The organism is Pseudoalteromonas sp. BZA4 (assembly GCF_040104395.1).
In the GTDB taxonomy this organism is placed as follows: domain Bacteria; phylum Pseudomonadota; class Gammaproteobacteria; order Enterobacterales; family Alteromonadaceae; genus Pseudoalteromonas.
The window spans coordinates 145,927-165,935 of record NZ_JBECOT010000001.1; the positions used below are offsets into that span (position 1 = coordinate 145,927).

The window sequence follows — 20,009 nt, forward strand, 5'->3', positions numbered from 1 at the left end:
AGATTAAAGTTAAACAAACTGGCTATGCCATAGTTAACTCAAAATATGACGCGAGCTAATTGTTTACTTTAAGCGCTTAACATATCTTAGCGTTACGAAATTAATCAACGCCATTAAAAAGGCGATTTCGTAACGACTAAATGCCACAGCAATACCAATAAGTCCCATGTTCCAAATACTGGCTGCTGTGGCTGTTCCATAGGTAGAGTTTTTGTTCTTCAAAATGGCACCACCGCCAATAAAGCCAATACCCGTGATAATCCCTTCGAGTACTTTTGATTCTGCCTCTGAACTTGTTAAAACAGACATGCCCACTAATGCATAACCACATGATGCAACAGCGACTAATGGAAATGTTCGTAGACCTGCACCATTACTGGTTTTTTCTCGATCAAAAGCCATTGGAAGAGCAAGTAAATAGGCAATACCTAGATGAATTAAATTATCGAGAATTTCATACCAATCAATATTAAAGTCCATGCTTTGCTCCTTGCTATAAAGATTATGATAGCTTTGCAATTTCAATACCCGATCAACAAATTAAATAAAATGAGGAAACTAGGGACATGTAGCCGGGTTTTTAAAAGCATGCCTTGCTATTATTTGCGATTTTTACGCAGTGCTATGTCATTTTTTCAGCCTTTTGGCTGTTTGAATTTCAGCCATGCTAACAGTATGCTAAACACGCTGACTAAATAGGCTTCACATTGAAAAATTCCATCTCCTCTCTTGAAAAAACCGCGCTTGCACTGTGTATGTTTGGTGCACTGATTGCTGTGATTTTGCCTGATGTTATCACTGAGCAAGTTCAGCCGTTTGTACAAATGCTGTTAAAATGGACTGGTAGTAGCTTTTTCTTATTGGTGAATTTTTTATTGTTTGCCATCATTATTTTAGCCATTAGCCCACTCGGTAGCCGTAAAGTCGGTGGTGAGCAGGCTGTTGTTGAGTATTCAAACTTTGGCTGGTTTGCCATGTTGTTTGCAGCAGGAATGGGCTCTGGCTTGGTTTTTTGGGGCGTAGCAGAGCCTGCGTTACATTCTCTCGACCCACCACTTAAACAAAGTTTATATCCAGATAGACTAGCCAGTAGCCTCGCTTTAACCCTAGTGAATTGGGGGGCTCATGCTTGGGCACTCTATGCTGTATTTGCGCTAGTGCTTGGGGGATTAACGCAATACAGTGGGAAGTCAGGAGATATTTGTGCCCCTGTTTTAACGGCGCTTGGTAATCGCATTGATAAGCCTGCAAAATTTACTGTGTCGTTTATTGTAAAGTTAATTGCGGTAATCGCTATTTTTTTTGGTGTCGTCGGCACCATAGCTAATTCCACTTTACTGATCAGTAAAGGCGTTGAAATAGAGTTGGGGGTTACTTCAACTTTATTAGTGGGTTCATTAATCGTTTGTTTGTTAGCAGTTATTTATTCGCTGTCGGTTAAATTTGGATTACGACGCGGGGTACAGTCACTAAGTATATTTAACGTACTTCTGGCATTTAGTCTGCTTTTTTGGTTGCTACTAGTGGTGCCAATTGAGCCTATTATAAAGATTGCTTTAGATGGAACAGGCTACTATTTACAGTTGCTTGCAACTGGCACTTGGCAATTCGATAGCCAATTAAAAGCGCCGGACTGGGCGGCTCATTGGACATATAACTATTATTTTTGGTGGTTAGCGTGGGGGCCATTTGTTGGTGTGTTCCTAGCCAAAATTAGCCAGGGGCGTAAAGTTTGGCAATTCATTTTGGCGGTTGTGTGTATTCCAACTTTAGTGACTATTATTTGGTTTGCGACCTTTTCGGGGGCAGCAATTGAATGGGATAGACTTAACCAAGCGGGTATTTTAGTTGCTATAAAACAAGATTACAGCCAAGGCTTATTTGTATTTTTTAATCAACTAGACTGGCAAGGAACCGTGTTTATTTGGTTAAGCTTATTACTACTGTTGATATTTGTTGCCACATCCGCTGACTCCGCGATTTTAGTCATAAGAGAGCTGGTTGACTCTGAGCAAAGTAACCGTGTGACACTCTACGCATGGTGTCTAGCATTATTCATATGTAGCTTTGCATTATTGCTGCTACAAGATGAGCCATTAAATCGTAGCGTTGCAATTTTAGGCGCTTTACCTTTTTTATTAATATTCCTATTGCAGTTAGTTGGGTTTCTAAAAGAGTTTATTCGCGATATTTGTGACTAATCTACAGTTTTTTACAGTTAAATTACGCGTTTGTTATTATGCTTATAAATAAGCTTAGGTGTATTGGAGGACCGATACTTAAATCTTTGTACGTAATACTATCTGTTAATTTACTCAGTGGTTGTACTGCAGTTGGCCTAGTTGCAGATGGTATTGGCGGGCGCGCTAGTCAAGCACAGCCGGCAAGCGCTTATGCAGATAAAAAAGATAATGACCGAGTTAACTATGGTATGACCATGACCATGCTAGGTTATGAAATCGACAAAGCGATTATTGATGGCCTAGAGAGCGGTAGTAAAGACAAAGACGTTGAGCTTAAATGTCGTCAAATTAGTCGCGCAGTAAAAGAATGTGTTGAGGTTAAAGCTGAGCCAAAAATGAGACCTACATTAATGGATAGTTTTAACAATGAAGATTAGCTTTTCAAAACTTGTTATTTGCTTAGTTAGCTACCAATTAGTGGGGTGTACAGTGGCGGGGTCAATAGTTGATGGCTATTCAAAAAACTCACAACCAACAAATCTTGCAACTACAAATGCAAATCAAACTAACAGTACTGTAACCGATGCTGAAGGCTTTTCATTCGCAAAGTTAGACTTTGAAATTGATAGCGCTGTTATTGGTTTACTCAAACCAAAAGAACAACAACCGCAATTAGTTTGCAGGCAAATTACACGCAGTATTAAAGAGTGTGAGGAAGTTAAGCCCTCACACTAAAAATTAAGTATTAATCACAGATACTTTTGATGAAACATTAGGTGTTCGTCAATAAAGCTGCTGATAAAGAAGTAACTATGATCATAACCCGCGTGCATGTTGATCTCAGCTGGGTAATCTTTTTCGTTTACGACAGCAAATAAGTTCTCAGTTTTGAGTTGCTCAGTTAAGAAGTTATCGGCCTCACCTTGATCAATACGCATCGGTAAATAATCATCAGCGACGGCATTTTTCATTAATTCACAGCTGTCGTATTCAAGCCAACTTGCTTTATCACTACCTAGGTAATTACTGAACGCTTTTTCACCCCAAGGGCAATTAATCGGGTTCACAATCGGGCTAAAAGCACTGGCACTGACGTATTGTTTAGGGTTTTTAAGTGCAATCATCAATGCGCCGTGACCACCCATAGAATGACCAGCAATGGCTTTTTTGGTCGTCACAGGGAAGTGCGCTTCGATAAGTGCAGGTAACTCAGAAACCACATAGTCGTACATGTTGTAGTGCACATTGTAAGGCGCTTGAGTCGCATTGACATAAAAACCAGCACCTTGACCAAAATCGTAATTTTCATCGTCAGGCACATTTTCACCGCGCGGGCTAGTATCTGGAGCGACAATCGCAATACCTAGTTCAGCCGCTTTTTTAAATGCTCCGGCTTTTTGCATAAAGTTTTCATCTGTACAGGTTAAACCTGACAACCAATACATCACTGGTACTTTATTCGTTTCGCTGGCACCTGGCGGTAAAAAAATCGCAAAGCGCATAGCACAATGTGTGCTGCTAGCTTGGTGGGTATATTGTTTATGCCAGCCACCGCTGACTTTTGATGAGCTTATGTTTTCTAGCATAACCAAATCCTTGAAACAAAGGCGCTAGGAATCATCCTAGCGCCAAATTAAAAGATTAATAATGAATAACTGAGCGGATGCTCTTACCTTCGTGCATTAAGTCGAAAGCTTCGTTGATATCTTCAAGTTTCATGGTGTGTGTGATGAAATCGTTTAACGCAAACTCACCGTTCATATAGCGCTCAACAATCTCTGGTAATTCAGAGCGACCTTTAACGCCACCAAATGCACTACCGCGCCATACACGACCTGTTACTAGTTGGAAAGGACGAGTAGAGATCTCTTGGCCTGCACCTGCAACACCAATGATTACTGATTCACCCCAACCTTTGTGACAACACTCAAGAGCAGAGCGCATTACATTAACGTTACCGATACATTCAAATGAGAAATCAACACCACCGTCAGTCATTTCAACAATGACTTCTTGAATTGGTTTGTCAAAGTCATTTGGATTGATTAAATCAGTTGCACCTAGTTTAGTAGCAAGATCAAACTTACTGGTGTTGATATCAACACCAATGATACGGCCAGCGCCCGCCATTTTCGCACCGATAATCGCCGATAAACCGATACCACCTAAGCCAAAAATAGCCACTGTATCGCCTTTTTGAACTTTTGCTGTTTTAGTAACAGCACCCATGCCGGTTGTTACACCACAACCAAGTAAACAAATTTCTTCAAGAGGCGCTTCTTTGCTTACTTTAGCAAGTGAAATCTCTGGTAATACAGTGTACTCAGAGAAGGTAGAGCAACCCATGTAGTGATAAATTGGTTGGCCATCTTTATAGAAACGCGTTGTGCCATCAGGCATTAAACCTTTACCTTGCGTTTCACGTACCGCAGAGCATAAATTTGTTTTGCCCGATTTACACATTTTACACTCGCCACATTCAGCAGTGTAAAGAGGAATAACATGATCGCCTACTTCAACATGTGTTACACCTTCACCTACGGCTTCAACAATACCGCCACCTTCATGGCCAAGGATTGCTGGGAAAATACCTTCAGGGTCTTCACCAGATAAAGTAAATGCATCTGTATGACAAACACCTGTAGCAACAATCTTTACAAGCACTTCGCCTTTTTTAGGCATCATTACATCCACTTCTTCAATTGATAGTGGTTGATTTGGACCCCAAGCGATAGCCGCTTTTGATTTGATAAAATCAGTCATAACGTTCCCTTATAGTTGTTGGAAGTAAGTATTAAACTTAGTCTATTTTATTTATTTCTCAATGAATGATAATCTTCGTTTTATTAAAACACTTTTACAGTATGGTAATAATGAATCGTTGGCACGGAATTGATGAGTTTTTAGCGGTAGCAGAAACAGGCAGTTTTACAAAAGCAAGTAAACTACTGGGTATGTCAGTGGCCCATGTAAGCCGGTATGTGAGTCAATTAGAAGAGCGATTAAACACACAATTGTTAACCCGAACAACCCGTAAAGTGGTGCTAACGCAAGAAGGGCAGGTGTTTGCGCATCAAACTAAACAATTACAGCATGCCATGGATGATGCCACGGCACTGCTTGCAGAGCAGCAACTGACACCAAAAGGTAGTATAAAACTAACAGCTCCTGTGATGTATGGTGAAAGTTTCATCATGCCTGCGGTACATTCGTTTATGCAAAAGCACCCAGATATTGAAGTGATCAGCCATTTAAGTAATGAACAAGTCAATCTACTAGAAGATGGGTATGATCTCGCTATTCGCCTTGGTCATTTAAAAGATTCATCTTTAAAAGCACGGCGCATTAGTCAGCGCAGGCTTGTTATTTGTTGTAGCCCTGAATATATCAATAAATTCGGCCAACCACACAGTGTGAGTGAATTACATCAGCACAATTGCCTGATTGGTAATAACAGTTACTGGCGGGTAAAAGAGCAGGGCCAAGACAAGCACATCAAAGTGGCTGGACGTTTAGCCTGTAACAGTGGTTGGGCATTGGTTGACGCTGCAATAAAAGGGTTAGGCATCGTGCAATTACCAGATTACTATGTCAATGAACACTTAGCCGATGGCAGGTTGACTGCTGTTCTTTCGAATGTTGCACCGGCACCTGAAGGGGTATGGGGGGTGTATCCACCAAGGCAGTTTATCGCAACCAATGTAAAAGCATTACTTGACCATTTGGTTGCTACTGTTCAAGTATCAGATTTATAATTATTTTTTACAATTTCGCGCATCCCATGCTAGCTAAATCTATGCTAATATGAGCGCATATTTAGCCCTTGGAATACCCATAATTTATTATGTTTCAACCTGTTAGCCTTTTTATAGGGCTGAGATATAGTCGCTCCTCAAAGGGCAATGCCTTTATCTCATTTATTTCATTTTTCTCTATCGCGGGCATTGCTATTGGTTTAATGGCCTTGTTTACAGTCAGTTCAGTAATGAATGGCTTTGAAAATAACCTTAAAACCAACATGCTTGGTTTAATTCCCCATATTGAAGTATCAGCCGAAGATAATTCGAAAGAAACCATGTTGCAGTTAAAGCAGCAACTAGCAAATTCTCAAGATGTTAAACAAGTTAACCTATACCGCCATGGCGAAGCCATTTTACAAACTAACCAAGATTTGCACGGCGTATTGTTACAAGGCCTTTATGATGAAGGAAGCTCCATCTATAACGTAAAAGATAAAATTGTTGCCGGCAATTGGTCACAAGTGATGGACAGCAACTACCATATTGCGATTAGCCGCTATTTGAGCCGCAAATTGGGTATTTCACTTGGGGATAAAGTACGGGTGATCATGCCTAACGCTAGTTCGTATACCCCCCTTGGTAGAGTACCGAGTCAGCGCTTGTTTACCGTTGCTGCACTGTATGAAACACAGTCTGAAATTGATATGTCATTGGCATTTACCAGTGGCTATTCGTTAGGCAGAGTTTTAAAACTAGCAAAATCAGCAGCCCCTAATTTGAGTGTATCGCTGTATGAACCATTTGCTGTTGAGCAAGTATTGCAATCTCAGTTAGCTATTTTAAACGATTACACTGTGACTGATTGGCGAGCTAGCCAAGGCACATTATTTGCCGCTGTGGCAATGGAAAAGCGCATTATGTCGATGTTACTTGGCTTAATCGTGCTCGTTGCAGTGTTTAATATCGTTTCAGCATTAACCATGATGGTCAGCGAGAAGCAAAGTGAAGTCGCTATTTTACAAACACTTGGCTTAACTCCGTTACAAGTACAGCATGTGTTTATGATCCAAGGCTTATATAACGGCCTTATCGGTACCAGTATTGGTGCGTTACTTGGTGTGCTATTAAGTAGCAACATTAATGAATTATTGAATATGTTAGGCATCAATTTACTAGCGGGCGTGAGTTTACCCGTTAAATTTGATGTTATGAGTTTGAGTTTTATTGCCGCAGGGAGTATTGCGATGAGCTTTTTAGCTACCTTGTATCCTGCCAGAAAAGCTGCAAAAGTGAATCCAGCAGAGGTATTACGTTATGAGTGATTTAGTTATCAATTGTCAGCAGTTAAATAAAGTATATCAAGATGGCGATAACGAGGTTGCGGTATTAAAAGGGGTTGATTTAGCACTTAATCAAGGCGAAATGCTAGCTGTTGTAGGGAGCTCTGGCTCAGGAAAAAGTACCTTATTGCATATATTAGGCACCTTAGATAACGAAAGCTCAGGCAAGGTTGAAATTAAAGGTCAGCAGGTTTCTAAATTAAACCGTAAACAACAAGCCAGTTTCAGAAATGAAAATTTAGGTTTCATTTATCAATTCCATCATCTATTAATGGAATTTACTGCCATTGAAAATGTTGCAATGCCATTATTAATTAAAGGCTTAAGCGCAAAAGCGGCAACCGAAAAAGCCCGTCACATGCTAGATAAAGTAGGGTTATCTCATCGCAGTGAACATAAACCTTCGGCGTTATCAGGTGGTGAGAGGCAGCGGGTTGCAATAGCACGTGCATTAGTAACCGAGCCTGCTTTGGTGCTTGCCGATGAACCAACCGGTAACTTAGATAAACAAAACGCAATTAAGATTTACGATTTAATTAAAGAATTAAATACTAGCTTAAAAACCAGTTTTGTTGTGGTAACCCATGATTTAGAACTTGCAGATAAACTAGGCAAAATTGCCTATTTAGATGATGGTAAACTCGCAATTAAAGAGTCTCAGCATGTTGCTTAGTGCCTTTATTTCAAAACGCTTTCGTGCCCATAGTGGCCAAAAAGACGGACAAAACGGTTTTGTTAGTTTTATCGCTAAAGCATCGACAATCGGCATACTTTTAGGTGTCGCTGTGCTAATTGTTGCTTTATCAGTTATTAATGGTTTTGAGCAGCAGCTAGTACATCGCCTTTTATCGGTTGTACCTCAGGTTGAATATGTTGCCCCTAACAAACCAATCAATAATTGGCAGTCAAAAGTTGCTCTACTACGCTCTCAAGCCGGTGTAACAGGTGCTGCGCCGTTTATTAGTGTCAACGGCATGGCGCAATATAAAAGTGAGTTAAAAGCAGTTGAAGTGCGTGGTGTAAGCCCTGAATTTGAAAACCAAGTGTCGGCGTTAAACCAATTCACAGAAGGGCGCTTAGTTAGCCAGCTACAACAAGAAGATGTGCTTTTAGGCCAACAAATCGTTAACCGATTGGGCCTTAAAATTGGCGACCCAGTTACCTTATTAATCCCACAGATAAACCAGCAAAGTAACACTTTATTGGCTCCAAAGCGTGTTAGCTTGAATCTTGCGGGTATTATAAAAATGGGTGGCCCAATTGATGAAACAGCGGCTTTCATTCGCCTTGATAAAGCGCAAAGCGTGTTGAGTTTTGAGCAAAACCAAGTAACCGGTTTACGATTACAAGTAGCTGATGTGTTCGCGGCCCATCAAACAGCGATGCGTGTTGGGCAAGTTATACCAGATTATGTCTATGTATCGAGTTGGTTTAGAACTCAGGGTAGCTTATATCAAGATATTCAAATGGTTCGCACTATTGTGTATATCGTGGTGTTTTTAATAATTGCCGTAGCGAGTTTTAATATTGTTTCGTCTTTAGTGATGGAAGTACGTGAAAAACAGGCAAACATCGCAATTTTAAAAACCATGGGCGCACAAGATAGCACCATTTTAGCAACCTTCGTAATGCAAGGCTTTACACAAGCTTTAATCGGGGTAATTCTGGGCACGATTATCGGTGTGATGCTTGCGTTAAACATCAGTGAACTGTTCACTTGGGCAAGTAACTTATTTGGCGATAACCCATTACAAGGGGTTTATTTTATTGAGTTTTTACCCAGTAAATTAGTTTGGCAAGATATTGTTATCACGGTGATTGTTACCTTTGTTCTCGCTATTTTGGCTACCTTATATCCTGCGTGGCAAGCAACCCGAGTTGACCCTGCAAAAGTACTGGGTAATTAAGGAGTGTTTATGGATAAGCAAAGGATTATCGATTTCTGGTTTAATGAATTAGGACCAGAAGCTTGGTATCAGCAATCAGATGAAGTTGAATCAGCAAGCTGAGCAATTGTTTAAAGGCATGAGTAATTATGAATTTGAACTAAAGCACAAAGTGATTATTGATAGGTTTGGTCGCTACCCACATCGCAATAAAGTTTTAGGTCGTGAATCAACCTCTGAAGAGCTGCAATTCTTAACTGAGCCTAACTCTTCTTTCTGAGTTGACTGAATAGTACGCAAGTAAATTAAAATGCTCTTTGATTCCCCGTAAACACTTGCACAGCGCCATTTTAAACCTTAAAGTGTCAGAAATGTTGTAAAAGAGTAACCACAATGGAACAAAAACAAGCAAGACCATTAACACCAGAAGAACAAGCCGAAGCGCAAAAACAAAGTGTTATTTGGCAAAGAGAATGTTTCCAAAATGCACAAAAGCATTTAGCTGAAAAAGGCGTTATTCCGCAAACTGTTGTAGAAAAAGAAAGCCGTTTTATCGCGCCATTAGTAGCGATTTGGAAATTTAAAGCACAAAACGGTAAGAGCTATTGGGTGATCACCGGTCGTTTACCTACCGATCACGCTGAAGCAAGTGCAGCAAATAATGCACGTGAAGTATTACGTTATTTCTCAATGCAGTGGCAAATGAAGGCTGATCAGCTAATGCAATCAGGTGCGGTAGATAAAACCAAAGTTGATTTTGCTAACCTGTTAATCAACCGTGCTCATGGTTTATATGAGCTATTTGAAAAAGAAGAAATGTGGCAAAACGAGCCAGCATAACTTCTAATAAAAAAGCTGAATAATGTTATTCAGCTTTTTTATTTAACATATACCTTAATGCACCAAAGTGAATGGCCGCGTATCAAATTGCTTAATAGGGCAGAGCATTCGCTGCCTTGGAATACCAGCCTCCATAAATACTAAGCCATCAGCCGAAAAGCCATTTCGTTTAAATCTATCTACTTCGTTCAATATGCAATTAATGCTGACGCAATCACAGCCTTGCTTTTGAGCCATGCCTACTAAGTAATTCAATAATGATTTGTAAACCGAACGGTTACGATGTTCAGGTAAAACTGCAATTCGCCCAATGAGACCATCATTACATAAACGCCCAGTAGCAACTGGGCATTTACACTCGTCGGTCACGAGTACGTGATGTGCTGTTTTATCTAAATGATCAAACTCAATGTCTTTAGGAATATGTAGTTCGCATACAAATACTCGCTCTCTGATCTGTTGTAAGAGTTCCTTGTCGATACTCCATTCAACTTCATCTATTTGATAGCTCATAAACACACGCTCCTAACAAAACCAAATACCCTCATTTAAAAGTGTAGTAAAGGTTTTCAAGAAAATGTGATTATTTTTTGAACAATTTATGTCAGCAGAGATCAAGCAGGTTTGATCTGTGAGCTTTGTTATTAATTCAAGGTCAGTTAAATCATGCATATAATTAACACCATTAATACTTAAAAGTATTTTATCGTCAATTACTTGATAAATGGCACGGGTACCACCTAAACGCTCAAAAACAACGTCTTCATCATTGAGTAAGTCATTTACGTCATCTAGTGTATATGGCTCCTCTAAAGGCGCTAAATCCATGTCATGTTTTGGCTGACTCATACTGTTACCAAGCCAAGTCTTGAATACTGCGTCATCATTAATCGCAGCAATCATAAGTTGCTTTACTTTTTCTGCTTCAGTTTGGTTAAGTTCACCTTTAGATGAACGCAACTTAAGCTCTGCATCACCATATCGTTGATTACCAAGCTCAGTATCGATGAGGTGATCGGCAAATTGTGATAGTAAATCGCGTTGATTTGGCGCTCTAAAACCTACAGAGTAATTAAGTGCATTTTCAACTGCGTAACCTTCATGTGGGCAACCTGGTGGAATATAGAGAATATCCCCCGGCTCTAACACACAGTCGATCACGGCAGGAAATTGCTCAACTTGTAACAGGCTCTTATTTTGTGCAAATTGCTTTAAGTTCGCATCAGGTAAACCAACTCGCCAGTGGCGCTTTCCTTCACCTTGAATAATAAACACGTCGTATTGATCTAAATGCGGACCCACGCCACCACCCGGGGTAGAGTAGCTGATCATTAAATCATCGATACGCCAGTTTGGAATAAAGCGAAATGGCTCCAGTAGTTGTGCTGCATCGCTATGCCAATGGTCAACTGCTTGCACCAGTAATGTTGAGTGCTTTTCAGTTAGCAAGCTAAAGTCTTCAAAAGGACCATGGTATGCTTGCCAATCATCTGAGTGATTGGTCACAATACGTGATTCAATGCTTTCTTCCATGGCAAGACCGGCCAATTCTTCGGGCTCAATCGGATCTGCAAAATCCTTGAAGCCTTGCTTTATAAGTAATGGTTTTTTCTGCCAATACTCAGCTAAAAATTGCTCTTTGGTTAATGAATTGATGGTTAATTGATACATAACATGACCTAAGCGAATTGATATAAAAAAAGCGAAAGGAAGGCCTTTCGCTTTTTTAAGTCTTAATTTGAATTTAAGCTAAGTTGTCGATGAACTCAACGGCACGACCAATGTAATTAGCCGGAGTTAATTTTTTCATTTCTACTTTTGCTTCTTCAGGTAACTCAAGACCATCGATGAAATCAGCCATGATTTCTTGGTTTACGCGCTTACCACGAGTAAGGTCTTTAAGTTTTTCATATGGCTTTTCGATACCATATTTACGCATAACCGTTTGGATTGGCTCTGCTAGTAATTCCCAGTTTTGGTCTAGTTCTGCTAATAAACGCTCTTCGTTTACTTCAAGCTTGCTAACACCTTTTAATGTCGCTTGGTAAGCGATAAGTGTGTAGCCCATACCAACACCTAGGTTACGTAACACTGTTGAGTCAGTTAAGTCACGTTGCCAGCGAGAAACAGGTAGTTTTTGCGCAAGGTGAGTAAAGATAGCGTTAGCAATACCTAAGTTACCTTCAGAGTTTTCAAAATCAATCGGGTTTACTTTGTGAGGCATAGTTGATGAACCAATCTCACCTGCGATTGTTTTTTGTTTGAAGTGGTTAAGTGCAATGTAGCCCCAAACGTCACGGTCAAAATCAAGTAATACAGTATTGAAACGTGCAACTGCATCGAATAACTCAGCAATGTAATCGTGTGGCTCGATTTGTGTTGTGAACGGGTTGAAAGTTAGACCTAGGCTCGTTACGAACTGCTCAGCGTGGCTGTGCCAATCGTAATCTGGGTATGCACTTAGGTGAGCGTTGTAGTTACCTACAGCACCGTTGATTTTACCTAACATTTCTACGTTAGCAATTTGGTCACGTTGACGCTTTAAGCGCATGTAGACGTTTGCAAACTCTTTACCCATTGTAGAAGGAGTAGCTGGTTGACCGTGGGTACGTGTCATCATTGCAACTGACTTGTACTCAACTGCTTTTTCTTTTAATGCATTTAGAAGTTGGTCACAGTATGGAAGTAATACTTTGTCACGCGCTTCGGTAAGCATTAAACCGTGAGACAGGTTATTGATGTCTTCTGAAGTACATGCAAAGTGAATGAATTCGTTAACTGCGTTAAGCTCTGCGTTATCAGCTACTTTTTCTTTAAGTAGGTATTCAACTGCTTTTACGTCATGGTTAGTTGTGCGCTCGATCTCTTTAACGCGTGCTGCATCAGCTTCACTAAAGTTATCAACAATGGCATTAAGTAAAGCATTAGCCTCGTCGCTAAATGCCGGTACTTCTTTGATTGCGCTAGCTGCAGATAAAGCTTGTAACCAACGAACTTCAACAGTTACACGGTATTTGATTAAACCAAATTCGCTGAAAATACTGCGTAGTTCCGTGGTCTTGCTGCCATAGCGACCATCTACCGGAGAGATAGCGGTTAACGCTGAAAGCTCCATAATGACTCCTAAATTGTCTAGTTTGAACGATAATTAAATTGATTGTTTAGCAATGGCGAGGATTTTTCTTTTTGCAAAGAAAAAGTGACGGCGTTTACCGCCCATTTGTCGCCATAACACGGCACTACGAATTCCGGCCAATAATAGGGCACGAATTTTGTTTTGCGTGAGCTGCTGTTTTAATAACTCTGGCTTGCCATACACTTGAATACGATGCCCAAGGGGGCTTAGCACCGATGAGTAAATATCAGCAAGCGCTGCTACTACAGTATCATCTGTGATAGCAAAGTGGTCGAGGCGACGTTTAACATCATCAATGCGACGACCTAATTCATTTAAGCTGTTTTGTTTTGAACTTAATGCACGTTCTAATTGCATTAAACCACCCACATATTTTACGATTTCGACGTCTTTGTCTGCGCCGGCAGAAAGCTGTGCAATCAAAATGCGATAGCCTTCACGTAAATTATGTTTACCCTGATACACGTCTTCAGGGCTATTTGGTGATGTTTCGACAATACAGTTTAGTAATTTTTCTAATTCGTGATCACTGCCTTGGCCATATTGCGCAACTTTTTGTACTTGTTTAACAACTTGACACATGGCAGCTAAAGCCATGACTTGGTGCTCTGTCATTATTTGATCACCGAATCAATAATACCACCACCTAAACAGACTTCGTCAGCGTAGAATACGGCTGATTGGCCCGGTGTCACTGCTTTTTGTGGCTCATCAAATAATACGCGTGCCATACCATCTTCACCAACAAGTAAAGTACAGCTGATATCTTCTTGGCGATAACGAGTTTTAACAGTACAGCGTGTGGTCCCTTTAGGGCCTTCGCGGTCAACCCAGTGAAGCTGGTTTGCATTTAAACCATTGCTGTACAGGCGAGGGTGGTCTTTACCTTGACCAACCACTAATACGTTACGATCAACGTCTTTATCAACTACATACCAAGGTTCACCCGAACCTTCTTTCATGCCGCCAATTAATAGACCTTTACGTTGACCAAGTGTGTGGTACATCAAGCCTTCGTGCTCACCCACTTCGTTGCCATCGGTATCTTCAATTTTACCTGGCTGTGCTGGTAAGAATTTTTGTAAGAAGTCTTTAAATTTACGCTCACCAATAAAACAGATACCGGTACTGTCTTTTTTATCGTGAGTGATTAAGTCTTGCTCTTCAGCGATGCGGCGTACTTCAGGCTTAGCAATATCGCCAACAGGGAAAAGTGTTTGCGCAATATGCTCATGGCTTAGAGTGTATAAGAAATAGCTTTGATCTTTGTTGTCATCAAGGCCACGACACATTACAAATTTATCACCGCGCTTTTCACGGCGAACATAGTGGCCAGTAGCGATGTAATCAGCACCAAGTGCTTGTGCTGCAAATTCTAAAAATGCTTTGAATTTGATTTCTTTATTACACATGATGTCTGGGTTTGGTGTACGACCTGCCTTGTACTCTGCTAAAAAGTATTCAAACACGTTGTCCCAGTATTCGGCTGCAAAATTTACAGTGTGAAGCTCAATACCTAGCTTATCGCACACAGCTTGTGCGTCTTGTAGGTCTTCAGCTGCAGCGCAATATTCATCATTATCGTCTTCTTCCCAGTTTTTCATGAACAGGCCTTCAACTTGATAGCCTTGTTGCTTTAATAAATACGCTGATACAGAAGAATCAACACCGCCGGACATACCCACGATGACTTTAATGTGACTATTTTCGCTCATAATATTCGCTGTCATTTTTTAACTGCTATGGAAAGGCCGATATTATATACCCAAACCACCTCAAGATGCGAGTTTCAGTTGGAATTAAAAGCGATTTAGGCAAGGCATTGATTGCAAGTAATAGTGGTTTGGGCATAGCAAACTTTTAGACACCCAAACCAGCCAAAATCACAGTGGTTATTGGTAAATCAAACTAAGTGGGTAGGCTTTACCAGCTAAATAATCTTCAATGCATTTTAAAACCAGAGGGCTTCTAAGCGGCAGGCTTTTAATTTGCTCAAGGCTAAACCAATCTGCGCTAAGAATGTCATCATCTTGGGGAGATGGTTCAAATAGCTCTGGGCTATTAAAAGCAAAGCTAAAACGAATATAGTGAACGCCATTTGCGGCATGCAAATTATAAATGCCAACAAGGTGACAGGCATTAAGGCTAATGCCTGTTTCTTCAATAAGTTCGCGATGAGCTGCTTCTGCTAAGGTTTCATTGGCTTCTAGATGACCCGCAGGCTGGTTATAGCAAATATCACCTGTGTGTTTATCGCGCTCTTTAACAAGTAAAAATTTGTCTTGGCATGTGACGATGGCGGCCACTGTGACATTTGGTTTATGCATCAGGGTTGTTCACTACTTTAAACTGGCCATTCTCTAATCCATCAAGGGTATAGTTACCAATGCTGTAACGAATTAATCGCAAAGTAGGGAAGCCAACATGCGCTGTCATACGGCGAACTTGGCGATTACGGCCCTCAGTGATAGATATTTCTAACCAACTGGTTGGTATGTTTTTACGCTCGCGAACGGGCGGGGTACGTGGCCAAATTGACGGCTCGTCAATACGCCTAACCTTGGCAGGCTTGGTCATTCCATCTTTGAGCTCTACGCCTTTGTTAAGTGCAAAGATAGCCTCATCAGTAACATCACCTTCTACTTGCACCCAATAAGTTTTAGCTGTTTTTTTATTGGGTTCAGTGAGTGTGTGTTGTAATTTACCGCAGTTGGTAAGTAGCAACAGTCCTTCGCTATCTCTATCTAAGCGTCCTGCTGCATACACGTCTTTAATAGTAATAAAGTCGGCAAGCGTTTTACGGTTTTGGTCATCGGTAAATTGGCAAAGCACATCAAATGGTTTGTTAAATAGCACCACTTTTCGCTGCTCAGGGCTAATTGCTTTTTTAACTTGGCGTTTTTGAGTCGGCCTTGAATAAGTTCGTCCGCTGCTGCGACGTGGTTTGCTATTGGCTTTATTAACCATTAAATACACCTAGCCGGTTTAGGTAAACCTGCAATTTTAGTCGCTTGCTTTGCTGGGCCTTTAGGGAATAGCTTATACAAATACATGCTATTACCTTTTTCCTCACCTAGCTTTTGGGCCATTGCTTTGACCAGCATGCGTATTGCAGGGCTGGTGTTGTACTCTACGTAAAAATCACGCACAAAATGCACAACTTCCCAGTGCTGCTCACTTAAGGTAATGTTCTCTTGCTCAGCAATAATGGGTGCAAGATCTTCACACCAATCGTTTGAATCAAGTAAATACCCTTGTTTGTCTGTTTCTATCTGTTTGTTATTAAATTCAAGCATGGTTTACCAAGTAATCGTGTTTTTTGCGTTTAAAGTCATTTCTACAAACTGCGCGTAGTTTATTGCGATATCGCCTTGATTAAATGAAATATCACGGGCTGCAGCATCTTCTTCAAGTAAATGAATTGCTGAAGAGAACTGCTTAAACTGCATGTTGTTATAACAAGCGTCACTAACAAGTAGCACTGTATCTTCTGAAGAAATTAAATTTGCCAACATATTATTGCAATAGTGAGCTAAGGGTTTTGAAAAAATATGCAAGGTACTCATAAGGTCACCACTTGATGCTGTTGGCTAATTAAGTCTCGCTGTTGCTCAAAGTTAGCTACTTTAACATCGATAATCAGACTATCTTCTGAAAGGTTAAAATCCATCAACGACTTTTCACATACATATATGTTTTCAACATCGTATAACTCAAGGGTTTTAATGGTTTTAAAATAGTTTTTAATGCCAAGTTGCTCTGGTTGTTGATTTTTTTTCAATGCTAAAACTGCCTCACCACTTAGAAGCCAACTAATGTTTTGTTCAATAGCAGCAAAAATTAGTGTCGTGTCGAGTGATTCACGAATATGTTGATCGTCAAATGGGCTATGTTGGCTTATTACTAAAATGTTTTTCATTTAAATTGCACCCATTTATCCGCTTCACTGACAAGCATCGCAAATTCTGCAAGCCCAGCGACGGTAAACACGCCTGTGTTATCGATATCTAAGCCACGCTTTTCAGCAGCAGTGACACATAGCAGAAGAGGGATATCTTGCTCACTTAACGACTGCCACAAACGATTAATCGGAAGCTCGTCGCTGGCAAGTTCTAAATGGTTACTTGCGTGGTAAACACCAGCTTGATAAAGAAAGATAGCTGCAATTGAGTGACCAGATTCAAGACAGGCCTGTGCAAATTTAATTAGCCGTTGAGTTGTGTCGTGATCGGTCGGCGCGGTATGAAGAGAAAGTACAAATTGTGCCAAAACGCATCCAATAAAAAAGCCCCTAGAAAGGGGCTATTTTAGCAGAACTATTTAATTAGTCATCACTTGCACCAAGTAGGTGAAGAAGAGACGTAAATAAATTATATACGTTCAGGTATAAAGCAACTGTTGCGCGAATGTAATTAGTCTCGCCGCCATTAATAATGCGGCTAGTATCAAATAAGATTAAACCAGACATGATTAGCACAACTGCAGCATTAATAACCATAAAGGTAATTGAGCTGCCAATAAATAAGTTAACTAGGCTTGCAATAATAACCACGATTAAACCCACAGTTAAAAAGCCACCCATAAATGAGAAGTCTTTTTTAGTGGTAAGCGCATAAGCCGACAAACCAAAGAAGATTAACGCAGTAGAGCCTAACGCTTGCATAATCAGCATAGGGCCATTTGGCATTGCAGCGTAGTAGTTAAGCATTGGACCAAGTCCTGCGCCCATTAAACCTGTGAAAACAAATACCCAAGCAACACCTGATGCACTGTCTGCCTTTTTGTTAACAACAAAAAGCACACCGAATGCAATCAAACTAAATACTAACCCCATAAAATAAGGTAGATTCATTGCCATTGATATACCTGCTGTCACTGCGCTAAATGCTAGTGTCATCGCCAGTAAGAAATAGGTATTCTTTAAAACTTTATTGGTTTCAATAGTCGACATTACCGGTCTTGCAGTATTGTACGATTGATTAAACGCCATTGTTAGAGCTCCTTTAAATGAACTTATACGTTCGTTAGTTCCAATTATTAAACTGAACTAAGCCTATCAAGAGTTATATATTTGGGCAAACTATTGTGGATCAATAGACAAGATAAATAATCGAAAAGTTCAATGTTGCGCACAATCTAAACGCTGTTGTACTAATGCTGAGCAAATTAATTGTTTTTTAATCACTTAAACAGTTTTTTGAAAAAAAAGCTTCACAAGCACGGCCGCTTTATCTATTATGCACGCCGTCGGAGAGATGGCAGAGTGGTCGAATGCACCGGTCTTGAAAACCGGCAGGGGTTTGTAGCCCCTCTAGGGTTCAAATCCCTATCTCTCCACCATTATTTTTACTACTGGCGCAAGCGGGTAGGTTTTCGCATTCGGAGAGATGGCAGAGTGGTCGAATGCACCGGTCTTGAAAACCGGCAGGGGTTTGTAGCCCCTCTAGGGTTCAAATCCCTATCTCTCCACCATCATTGAAGCCGCTGAATTTATTCAGCGGCTTTTTTGTTTCTTTTGCTTTTCCATTTGTTCTGCAAATTACGACTATTGTCGATATTTCGCATTTTAACTAGTTAGTCCATGCTTAACACTTCTCGTATTATCTTTGTGACATTAGGGAATTTATGAAACATCGTTTAGCAAAGAGTGTCGGACTTTCTTTATTATCGCCTGTGATCATCGGTTGTATCTTAGGCCTTTATTATGCGTTTACACTTGAAGGAAATGGTTTAAACATTTTCTTTAACTTATTCGTTAGCGCAATCGCCAATGCCCACATTGTAGGTCTTACTATGGCAGCGTTTGTGGTACCTGGTTATTTACTTATGTATAAGTATGCAAAGGTTAATTATTCAGGTGTTCTGACACTTGGCTTACTAGGTGGCGCTATTTTCAGCTACTTACTTAGCGCTACAACAGGTATGGCTTTTATAGTCAATGCTGTGATGTCTGCTCTGGCAGCTGGACTGTTTTTATTTGGTTTAAGACAGGGCCTTACAACACAATCTTCTCATCAATAGCAGAATATTTAATCAAGCTGACTGAAATTGAGGGCAAAATGTTTTTTTTTGCCCTTAAAAGGTTTCATTTGTCGTCTACAAAGAGTACCTTTAGCTACTGTATGTTTAATAAGAAGGTGTTTGGTATGCAAAAGCAAGATTTTTACCAGTCATTAGTTAAACAAACTGAGTCGCTAATCACTGGTGAATCAAATGTTATTGCCAACATGGCAAATATTAGTGCGCTGTTATTTACCTCTTTAGAGGATATCAATTGGGCGGGCTTTTATTTAATGGATTCACCTGAAGAATTAGTGCTAGGGCCGTTTCAAGGTAATCCTGCATGTATCCGTATTCCAGTAGGTAAAGGGGTATGTGGAACTGCCGCGCAAACACAACAAACACAACTCATTGAAGACGTGCATGCATTTGCTGGTCATATTGCCTGTGATGCTGCATCTAACTCAGAAGTAGTTGTGCCGATTTTCAAAGACGGTAAAGTATTTGCTGTACTTGATATCGACAGCCCAAGCATTGCGCGATTCGATGCTGATGATCAAGCTGGTTTAGAAGCATTGGTAAAATGCTTTGAGGCAAATCTAAAATGAAAGATCTGCTAAATGTGCAAGATTACCTCTTTGCAATCCAAGATGTTGGTGATTGGGAAGGGGAAGAAGAAGTTGTTGCCGAAAGGCTCAACGACTTGATTCATATGGCATGGGAACGTCTACCGGATGACCTTGACTGTGAATCAATTGATGAAATTATAAATGGTATTTGGGAACACCTTCGTGGTGATTTAGCGCTTATTGAAGCGGACTTCGAAGAGTTGACCGACTGGGTAACACACTATGTCGATTCATCACTTGATGAAAAGATGTAAT

The 20,009-nt window shown here is 40.4% G+C and carries 26 protein-coding genes, 2 tRNA genes and 1 pseudogene; 14 read left to right on the forward strand and 15 right to left on the reverse strand.

Annotated elements, in window-relative coordinates; all coding sequences use genetic code 11:
• Window positions 1-63 precede the first annotated feature (63 nt).
• Window positions 64-480, reverse strand: coding sequence for an MgtC/SapB family protein (locus ABMY41_RS00575; RefSeq protein WP_054561617.1), 417 nt, complete (start codon window positions 478-480; stop codon window positions 64-66).
• A gap of 227 nt (window positions 481-707) precedes the next feature.
• Between ABMY41_RS00575 and ABMY41_RS00580 the strand changes: the two genes are divergently transcribed.
• The 3 genes from ABMY41_RS00580 (at window position 708) to ABMY41_RS00590 (ending at window position 2,918) form a co-directional block, all read left to right on the forward strand.
• Window positions 708-2,201 (forward strand): BCCT family transporter, encoded by a 1,494-nt coding sequence (locus ABMY41_RS00580; protein WP_289096523.1) that lies wholly within the window; start codon window positions 708-710, stop codon window positions 2,199-2,201.
• A gap of 86 nt (window positions 2,202-2,287) precedes the next feature.
• The gene (locus tag ABMY41_RS00585) at window positions 2,288-2,620 is read left to right on the forward strand and encodes a hypothetical protein (RefSeq protein ID WP_289096524.1); all 333 of its coding nucleotides are present in this window, start codon (window positions 2,288-2,290) and stop codon (window positions 2,618-2,620) included.
• Window positions 2,621-2,672: 52 nt separating this feature from the next.
• Window positions 2,673-2,918 carry a hypothetical protein gene (locus ABMY41_RS00590; RefSeq protein WP_349273915.1) on the forward strand — a complete coding sequence of 82 codons (246 nt, stop codon included), beginning with the start codon at window positions 2,673-2,675 and terminating at the stop codon, window positions 2,916-2,918.
• A gap of 14 nt (window positions 2,919-2,932) precedes the next feature.
• Here ABMY41_RS00590 and fghA read toward each other — a convergent pair whose 3' ends face one another.
• Together fghA and ABMY41_RS00600 are read right to left on the reverse strand one after the other, a co-directional pair.
• Window positions 2,933-3,769, reverse strand: coding sequence for an S-formylglutathione hydrolase (fghA, locus tag ABMY41_RS00595; RefSeq protein ID WP_287244384.1), 837 nt, complete (start codon window positions 3,767-3,769; stop codon window positions 2,933-2,935).
• Between the two features lie 55 nt (window positions 3,770-3,824).
• Window positions 3,825-4,946 (reverse strand): S-(hydroxymethyl)glutathione dehydrogenase/class III alcohol dehydrogenase, encoded by a 1,122-nt coding sequence (locus ABMY41_RS00600; RefSeq protein WP_054561612.1) that lies wholly within the window; start codon window positions 4,944-4,946, stop codon window positions 3,825-3,827.
• Window positions 4,947-5,056: 110 nt separating this feature from the next.
• Between ABMY41_RS00600 and ABMY41_RS00605 the strand changes: the two genes are divergently transcribed.
• The 6 genes and pseudogenes from ABMY41_RS00605 (at window position 5,057) to ABMY41_RS00630 (ending at window position 9,989) form a co-directional block, all read left to right on the forward strand.
• Window positions 5,057-5,938, forward strand: a complete 882-nt coding sequence (locus ABMY41_RS00605; RefSeq protein WP_287244382.1) for a LysR family transcriptional regulator — start codon at window positions 5,057-5,059, stop codon at window positions 5,936-5,938.
• A gap of 89 nt (window positions 5,939-6,027) precedes the next feature.
• Window positions 6,028-7,245, forward strand: coding sequence for a lipoprotein-releasing ABC transporter permease subunit (locus tag ABMY41_RS00610; protein ID WP_062564488.1), 1,218 nt, complete (start codon window positions 6,028-6,030; stop codon window positions 7,243-7,245).
• Window positions 7,238-7,936 (forward strand): lipoprotein-releasing ABC transporter ATP-binding protein LolD, encoded by a 699-nt coding sequence (lolD, locus tag ABMY41_RS00615; RefSeq protein WP_175079576.1) that lies wholly within the window; start codon window positions 7,238-7,240, stop codon window positions 7,934-7,936. The genes ABMY41_RS00610 and lolD overlap by 8 nt, the downstream gene beginning before the upstream one ends.
• Entirely contained in the window at window positions 7,926-9,170 is a 1,245-nt protein-coding gene (locus ABMY41_RS00620; protein ID WP_138600620.1) for a lipoprotein-releasing ABC transporter permease subunit, read from the forward strand. Before lolD ends, ABMY41_RS00620 begins: the two co-directional genes overlap by 11 nt.
• Before the next feature lie 85 nt (window positions 9,171-9,255).
• A pseudogene (locus ABMY41_RS00625) lies at window positions 9,256-9,429 on the forward strand (DUF924 family protein); the annotation flags it as partial.
• Between the two features lie 113 nt (window positions 9,430-9,542).
• On the forward strand, window positions 9,543-9,989 hold the full coding sequence (locus ABMY41_RS00630; RefSeq protein ID WP_054561606.1) for a DUF4826 family protein: 447 nt from the start codon (window positions 9,543-9,545) through the stop codon (window positions 9,987-9,989).
• Between the two features lie 54 nt (window positions 9,990-10,043).
• Here ABMY41_RS00630 and ABMY41_RS00635 read toward each other — a convergent pair whose 3' ends face one another.
• From ABMY41_RS00635 to ABMY41_RS00690, 12 genes are all read right to left on the reverse strand, one after another.
• The gene (locus ABMY41_RS00635; protein ID WP_349273917.1) at window positions 10,044-10,502 is read right to left on the reverse strand and encodes a GNAT family N-acetyltransferase; all 459 of its coding nucleotides are present in this window, start codon (window positions 10,500-10,502) and stop codon (window positions 10,044-10,046) included.
• Between the two features lie 12 nt (window positions 10,503-10,514).
• Complete coding sequence (locus ABMY41_RS00640) at window positions 10,515-11,660, reverse strand: cupin domain-containing protein (protein ID WP_289096530.1); 1,146 nt, start codon at window positions 11,658-11,660, stop codon at window positions 10,515-10,517.
• A 73-nt stretch (window positions 11,661-11,733) separates the two neighbouring features.
• Window positions 11,734-13,104 carry an adenylosuccinate lyase gene (gene purB / locus ABMY41_RS00645; protein WP_054561603.1) on the reverse strand — a complete coding sequence of 457 codons (1,371 nt, stop codon included), beginning with the start codon at window positions 13,102-13,104 and terminating at the stop codon, window positions 11,734-11,736.
• Between the two features lie 33 nt (window positions 13,105-13,137).
• On the reverse strand, window positions 13,138-13,740 hold the full coding sequence (gene hflD / locus ABMY41_RS00650) for a high frequency lysogenization protein HflD (RefSeq protein WP_289096532.1): 603 nt from the start codon (window positions 13,738-13,740) through the stop codon (window positions 13,138-13,140).
• On the reverse strand, window positions 13,740-14,840 hold the full coding sequence (mnmA, locus tag ABMY41_RS00655) for a tRNA 2-thiouridine(34) synthase MnmA (protein ID WP_058585134.1): 1,101 nt from the start codon (window positions 14,838-14,840) through the stop codon (window positions 13,740-13,742). Before mnmA ends, hflD begins: the two co-directional genes overlap by 1 nt.
• Before the next feature lie 177 nt (window positions 14,841-15,017).
• On the reverse strand, window positions 15,018-15,452 hold the full coding sequence (locus ABMY41_RS00660) for an NUDIX hydrolase (RefSeq protein ID WP_287243974.1): 435 nt from the start codon (window positions 15,450-15,452) through the stop codon (window positions 15,018-15,020).
• Entirely contained in the window at window positions 15,445-16,092 is a 648-nt protein-coding gene (locus ABMY41_RS00665; protein WP_175079583.1) for an rRNA large subunit pseudouridine synthase E, read from the reverse strand. Before ABMY41_RS00665 ends, ABMY41_RS00660 begins: the two co-directional genes overlap by 8 nt.
• A complete protein-coding gene (locus ABMY41_RS00670; protein ID WP_175079584.1) occupies window positions 16,092-16,421 on the reverse strand; it encodes a TusE/DsrC/DsvC family sulfur relay protein in 330 nt (109 codons plus the stop codon). Before ABMY41_RS00670 ends, ABMY41_RS00665 begins: the two co-directional genes overlap by 1 nt.
• Window positions 16,422-16,424: 3 nt before the next feature.
• Entirely contained in the window at window positions 16,425-16,640 is a 216-nt protein-coding gene (locus ABMY41_RS00675) for a DsrH/TusB family sulfur relay protein (protein ID WP_235591819.1), read from the reverse strand.
• Between the two features lie 47 nt (window positions 16,641-16,687).
• Complete coding sequence (gene tusC / locus ABMY41_RS00680) at window positions 16,688-17,044, reverse strand: sulfurtransferase complex subunit TusC (RefSeq protein WP_058585115.1); 357 nt, start codon at window positions 17,042-17,044, stop codon at window positions 16,688-16,690.
• Window positions 17,041-17,394, reverse strand: a complete 354-nt coding sequence (gene tusD / locus ABMY41_RS00685; protein ID WP_349273921.1) for a sulfurtransferase complex subunit TusD — start codon at window positions 17,392-17,394, stop codon at window positions 17,041-17,043. The genes tusC and tusD overlap by 4 nt, the downstream gene beginning before the upstream one ends.
• Before the next feature lie 55 nt (window positions 17,395-17,449).
• Window positions 17,450-18,115, reverse strand: a complete 666-nt coding sequence (locus ABMY41_RS00690; protein ID WP_062564480.1) for a Bax inhibitor-1/YccA family protein — start codon at window positions 18,113-18,115, stop codon at window positions 17,450-17,452.
• Between the two features lie 259 nt (window positions 18,116-18,374).
• Between ABMY41_RS00690 and ABMY41_RS00695 the strand changes: the two genes are divergently transcribed.
• From ABMY41_RS00695 to ABMY41_RS00715, 5 genes are all read left to right on the forward strand, one after another.
• Window positions 18,375-18,465 (forward strand) — tRNA-Ser (locus tag ABMY41_RS00695).
• Between the two features lie 41 nt (window positions 18,466-18,506).
• A tRNA-Ser gene (locus tag ABMY41_RS00700) sits at window positions 18,507-18,597 on the forward strand.
• Window positions 18,598-18,750: 153 nt separating this feature from the next.
• Window positions 18,751-19,146 carry a hypothetical protein gene (locus tag ABMY41_RS00705; RefSeq protein WP_054561595.1) on the forward strand — a complete coding sequence of 132 codons (396 nt, stop codon included), beginning with the start codon at window positions 18,751-18,753 and terminating at the stop codon, window positions 19,144-19,146.
• Between the two features lie 125 nt (window positions 19,147-19,271).
• On the forward strand, window positions 19,272-19,733 hold the full coding sequence (locus ABMY41_RS00710; protein WP_054561594.1) for a GAF domain-containing protein: 462 nt from the start codon (window positions 19,272-19,274) through the stop codon (window positions 19,731-19,733).
• The gene (locus tag ABMY41_RS00715; RefSeq protein WP_054561593.1) at window positions 19,730-20,008 is read left to right on the forward strand and encodes a hypothetical protein; all 279 of its coding nucleotides are present in this window, start codon (window positions 19,730-19,732) and stop codon (window positions 20,006-20,008) included. Before ABMY41_RS00710 ends, ABMY41_RS00715 begins: the two co-directional genes overlap by 4 nt.
• The last annotated feature ends 1 nt before the right edge of the window (window position 20,009 follow it).

What these genes read in the sequence shown, in the direction of transcription:
- ABMY41_RS00575 (WP_054561617.1), bottom strand. Translation starts at nt 480, where the DNA reads ATGGACTTTAATATTGATTGGTATGAAATTCTCGATAATTTAATTCAT.
- fghA (WP_287244384.1), bottom strand. Translation starts at nt 3,769, where the DNA reads ATGCTAGAAAACATAAGCTCATCAAAAGTCAGCGGTGGCTGGCATAAA.
- ABMY41_RS00600 (WP_054561612.1), bottom strand. Translation starts at nt 4,946, where the DNA reads ATGACTGATTTTATCAAATCAAAAGCGGCTATCGCTTGGGGTCCAAAT.
- ABMY41_RS00605 (WP_287244382.1), top strand. Translation starts at nt 5,057, where the DNA reads ATGAATCGTTGGCACGGAATTGATGAGTTTTTAGCGGTAGCAGAAACA.
- ABMY41_RS00610 (WP_062564488.1), top strand. Translation starts at nt 6,028, where the DNA reads ATGTTTCAACCTGTTAGCCTTTTTATAGGGCTGAGATATAGTCGCTCC.
- lolD (WP_175079576.1), top strand. Translation starts at nt 7,238, where the DNA reads ATGAGTGATTTAGTTATCAATTGTCAGCAGTTAAATAAAGTATATCAA.
- ABMY41_RS00620 (WP_138600620.1), top strand. Translation starts at nt 7,926, where the DNA reads ATGTTGCTTAGTGCCTTTATTTCAAAACGCTTTCGTGCCCATAGTGGC.
- ABMY41_RS00630 (WP_054561606.1), top strand. Translation starts at nt 9,543, where the DNA reads ATGGAACAAAAACAAGCAAGACCATTAACACCAGAAGAACAAGCCGAA.
- ABMY41_RS00635 (WP_349273917.1), bottom strand. Translation starts at nt 10,502, where the DNA reads ATGAGCTATCAAATAGATGAAGTTGAATGGAGTATCGACAAGGAACTC.
- ABMY41_RS00640 (WP_289096530.1), bottom strand. Translation starts at nt 11,660, where the DNA reads ATGTATCAATTAACCATCAATTCATTAACCAAAGAGCAATTTTTAGCT.
- purB (WP_054561603.1), bottom strand. Translation starts at nt 13,104, where the DNA reads ATGGAGCTTTCAGCGTTAACCGCTATCTCTCCGGTAGATGGTCGCTAT.
- hflD (WP_289096532.1), bottom strand. Translation starts at nt 13,740, where the DNA reads ATGACAGAGCACCAAGTCATGGCTTTAGCTGCCATGTGTCAAGTTGTT.
- mnmA (WP_058585134.1), bottom strand. Translation starts at nt 14,840, where the DNA reads ATGAGCGAAAATAGTCACATTAAAGTCATCGTGGGTATGTCCGGCGGT.
- ABMY41_RS00660 (WP_287243974.1), bottom strand. Translation starts at nt 15,452, where the DNA reads ATGCATAAACCAAATGTCACAGTGGCCGCCATCGTCACATGCCAAGAC.
- ABMY41_RS00665 (WP_175079583.1), bottom strand. Translation starts at nt 16,092, where the DNA reads ATGGTTAATAAAGCCAATAGCAAACCACGTCGCAGCAGCGGACGAACT.
- ABMY41_RS00670 (WP_175079584.1), bottom strand. Translation starts at nt 16,421, where the DNA reads ATGCTTGAATTTAATAACAAACAGATAGAAACAGACAAACAAGGGTAT.
- ABMY41_RS00675 (WP_235591819.1), bottom strand. Translation starts at nt 16,640, where the DNA reads ATGTTGGCAAATTTAATTTCTTCAGAAGATACAGTGCTACTTGTTAGT.
- tusC (WP_058585115.1), bottom strand. Translation starts at nt 17,044, where the DNA reads ATGAAAAACATTTTAGTAATAAGCCAACATAGCCCATTTGACGATCAA.
- ABMY41_RS00690 (WP_062564480.1), bottom strand. Translation starts at nt 18,115, where the DNA reads ATGGCGTTTAATCAATCGTACAATACTGCAAGACCGGTAATGTCGACT.
- ABMY41_RS00705 (WP_054561595.1), top strand. Translation starts at nt 18,751, where the DNA reads ATGAAACATCGTTTAGCAAAGAGTGTCGGACTTTCTTTATTATCGCCT.
- ABMY41_RS00710 (WP_054561594.1), top strand. Translation starts at nt 19,272, where the DNA reads ATGCAAAAGCAAGATTTTTACCAGTCATTAGTTAAACAAACTGAGTCG.
- ABMY41_RS00715 (WP_054561593.1), top strand. Translation starts at nt 19,730, where the DNA reads ATGAAAGATCTGCTAAATGTGCAAGATTACCTCTTTGCAATCCAAGAT.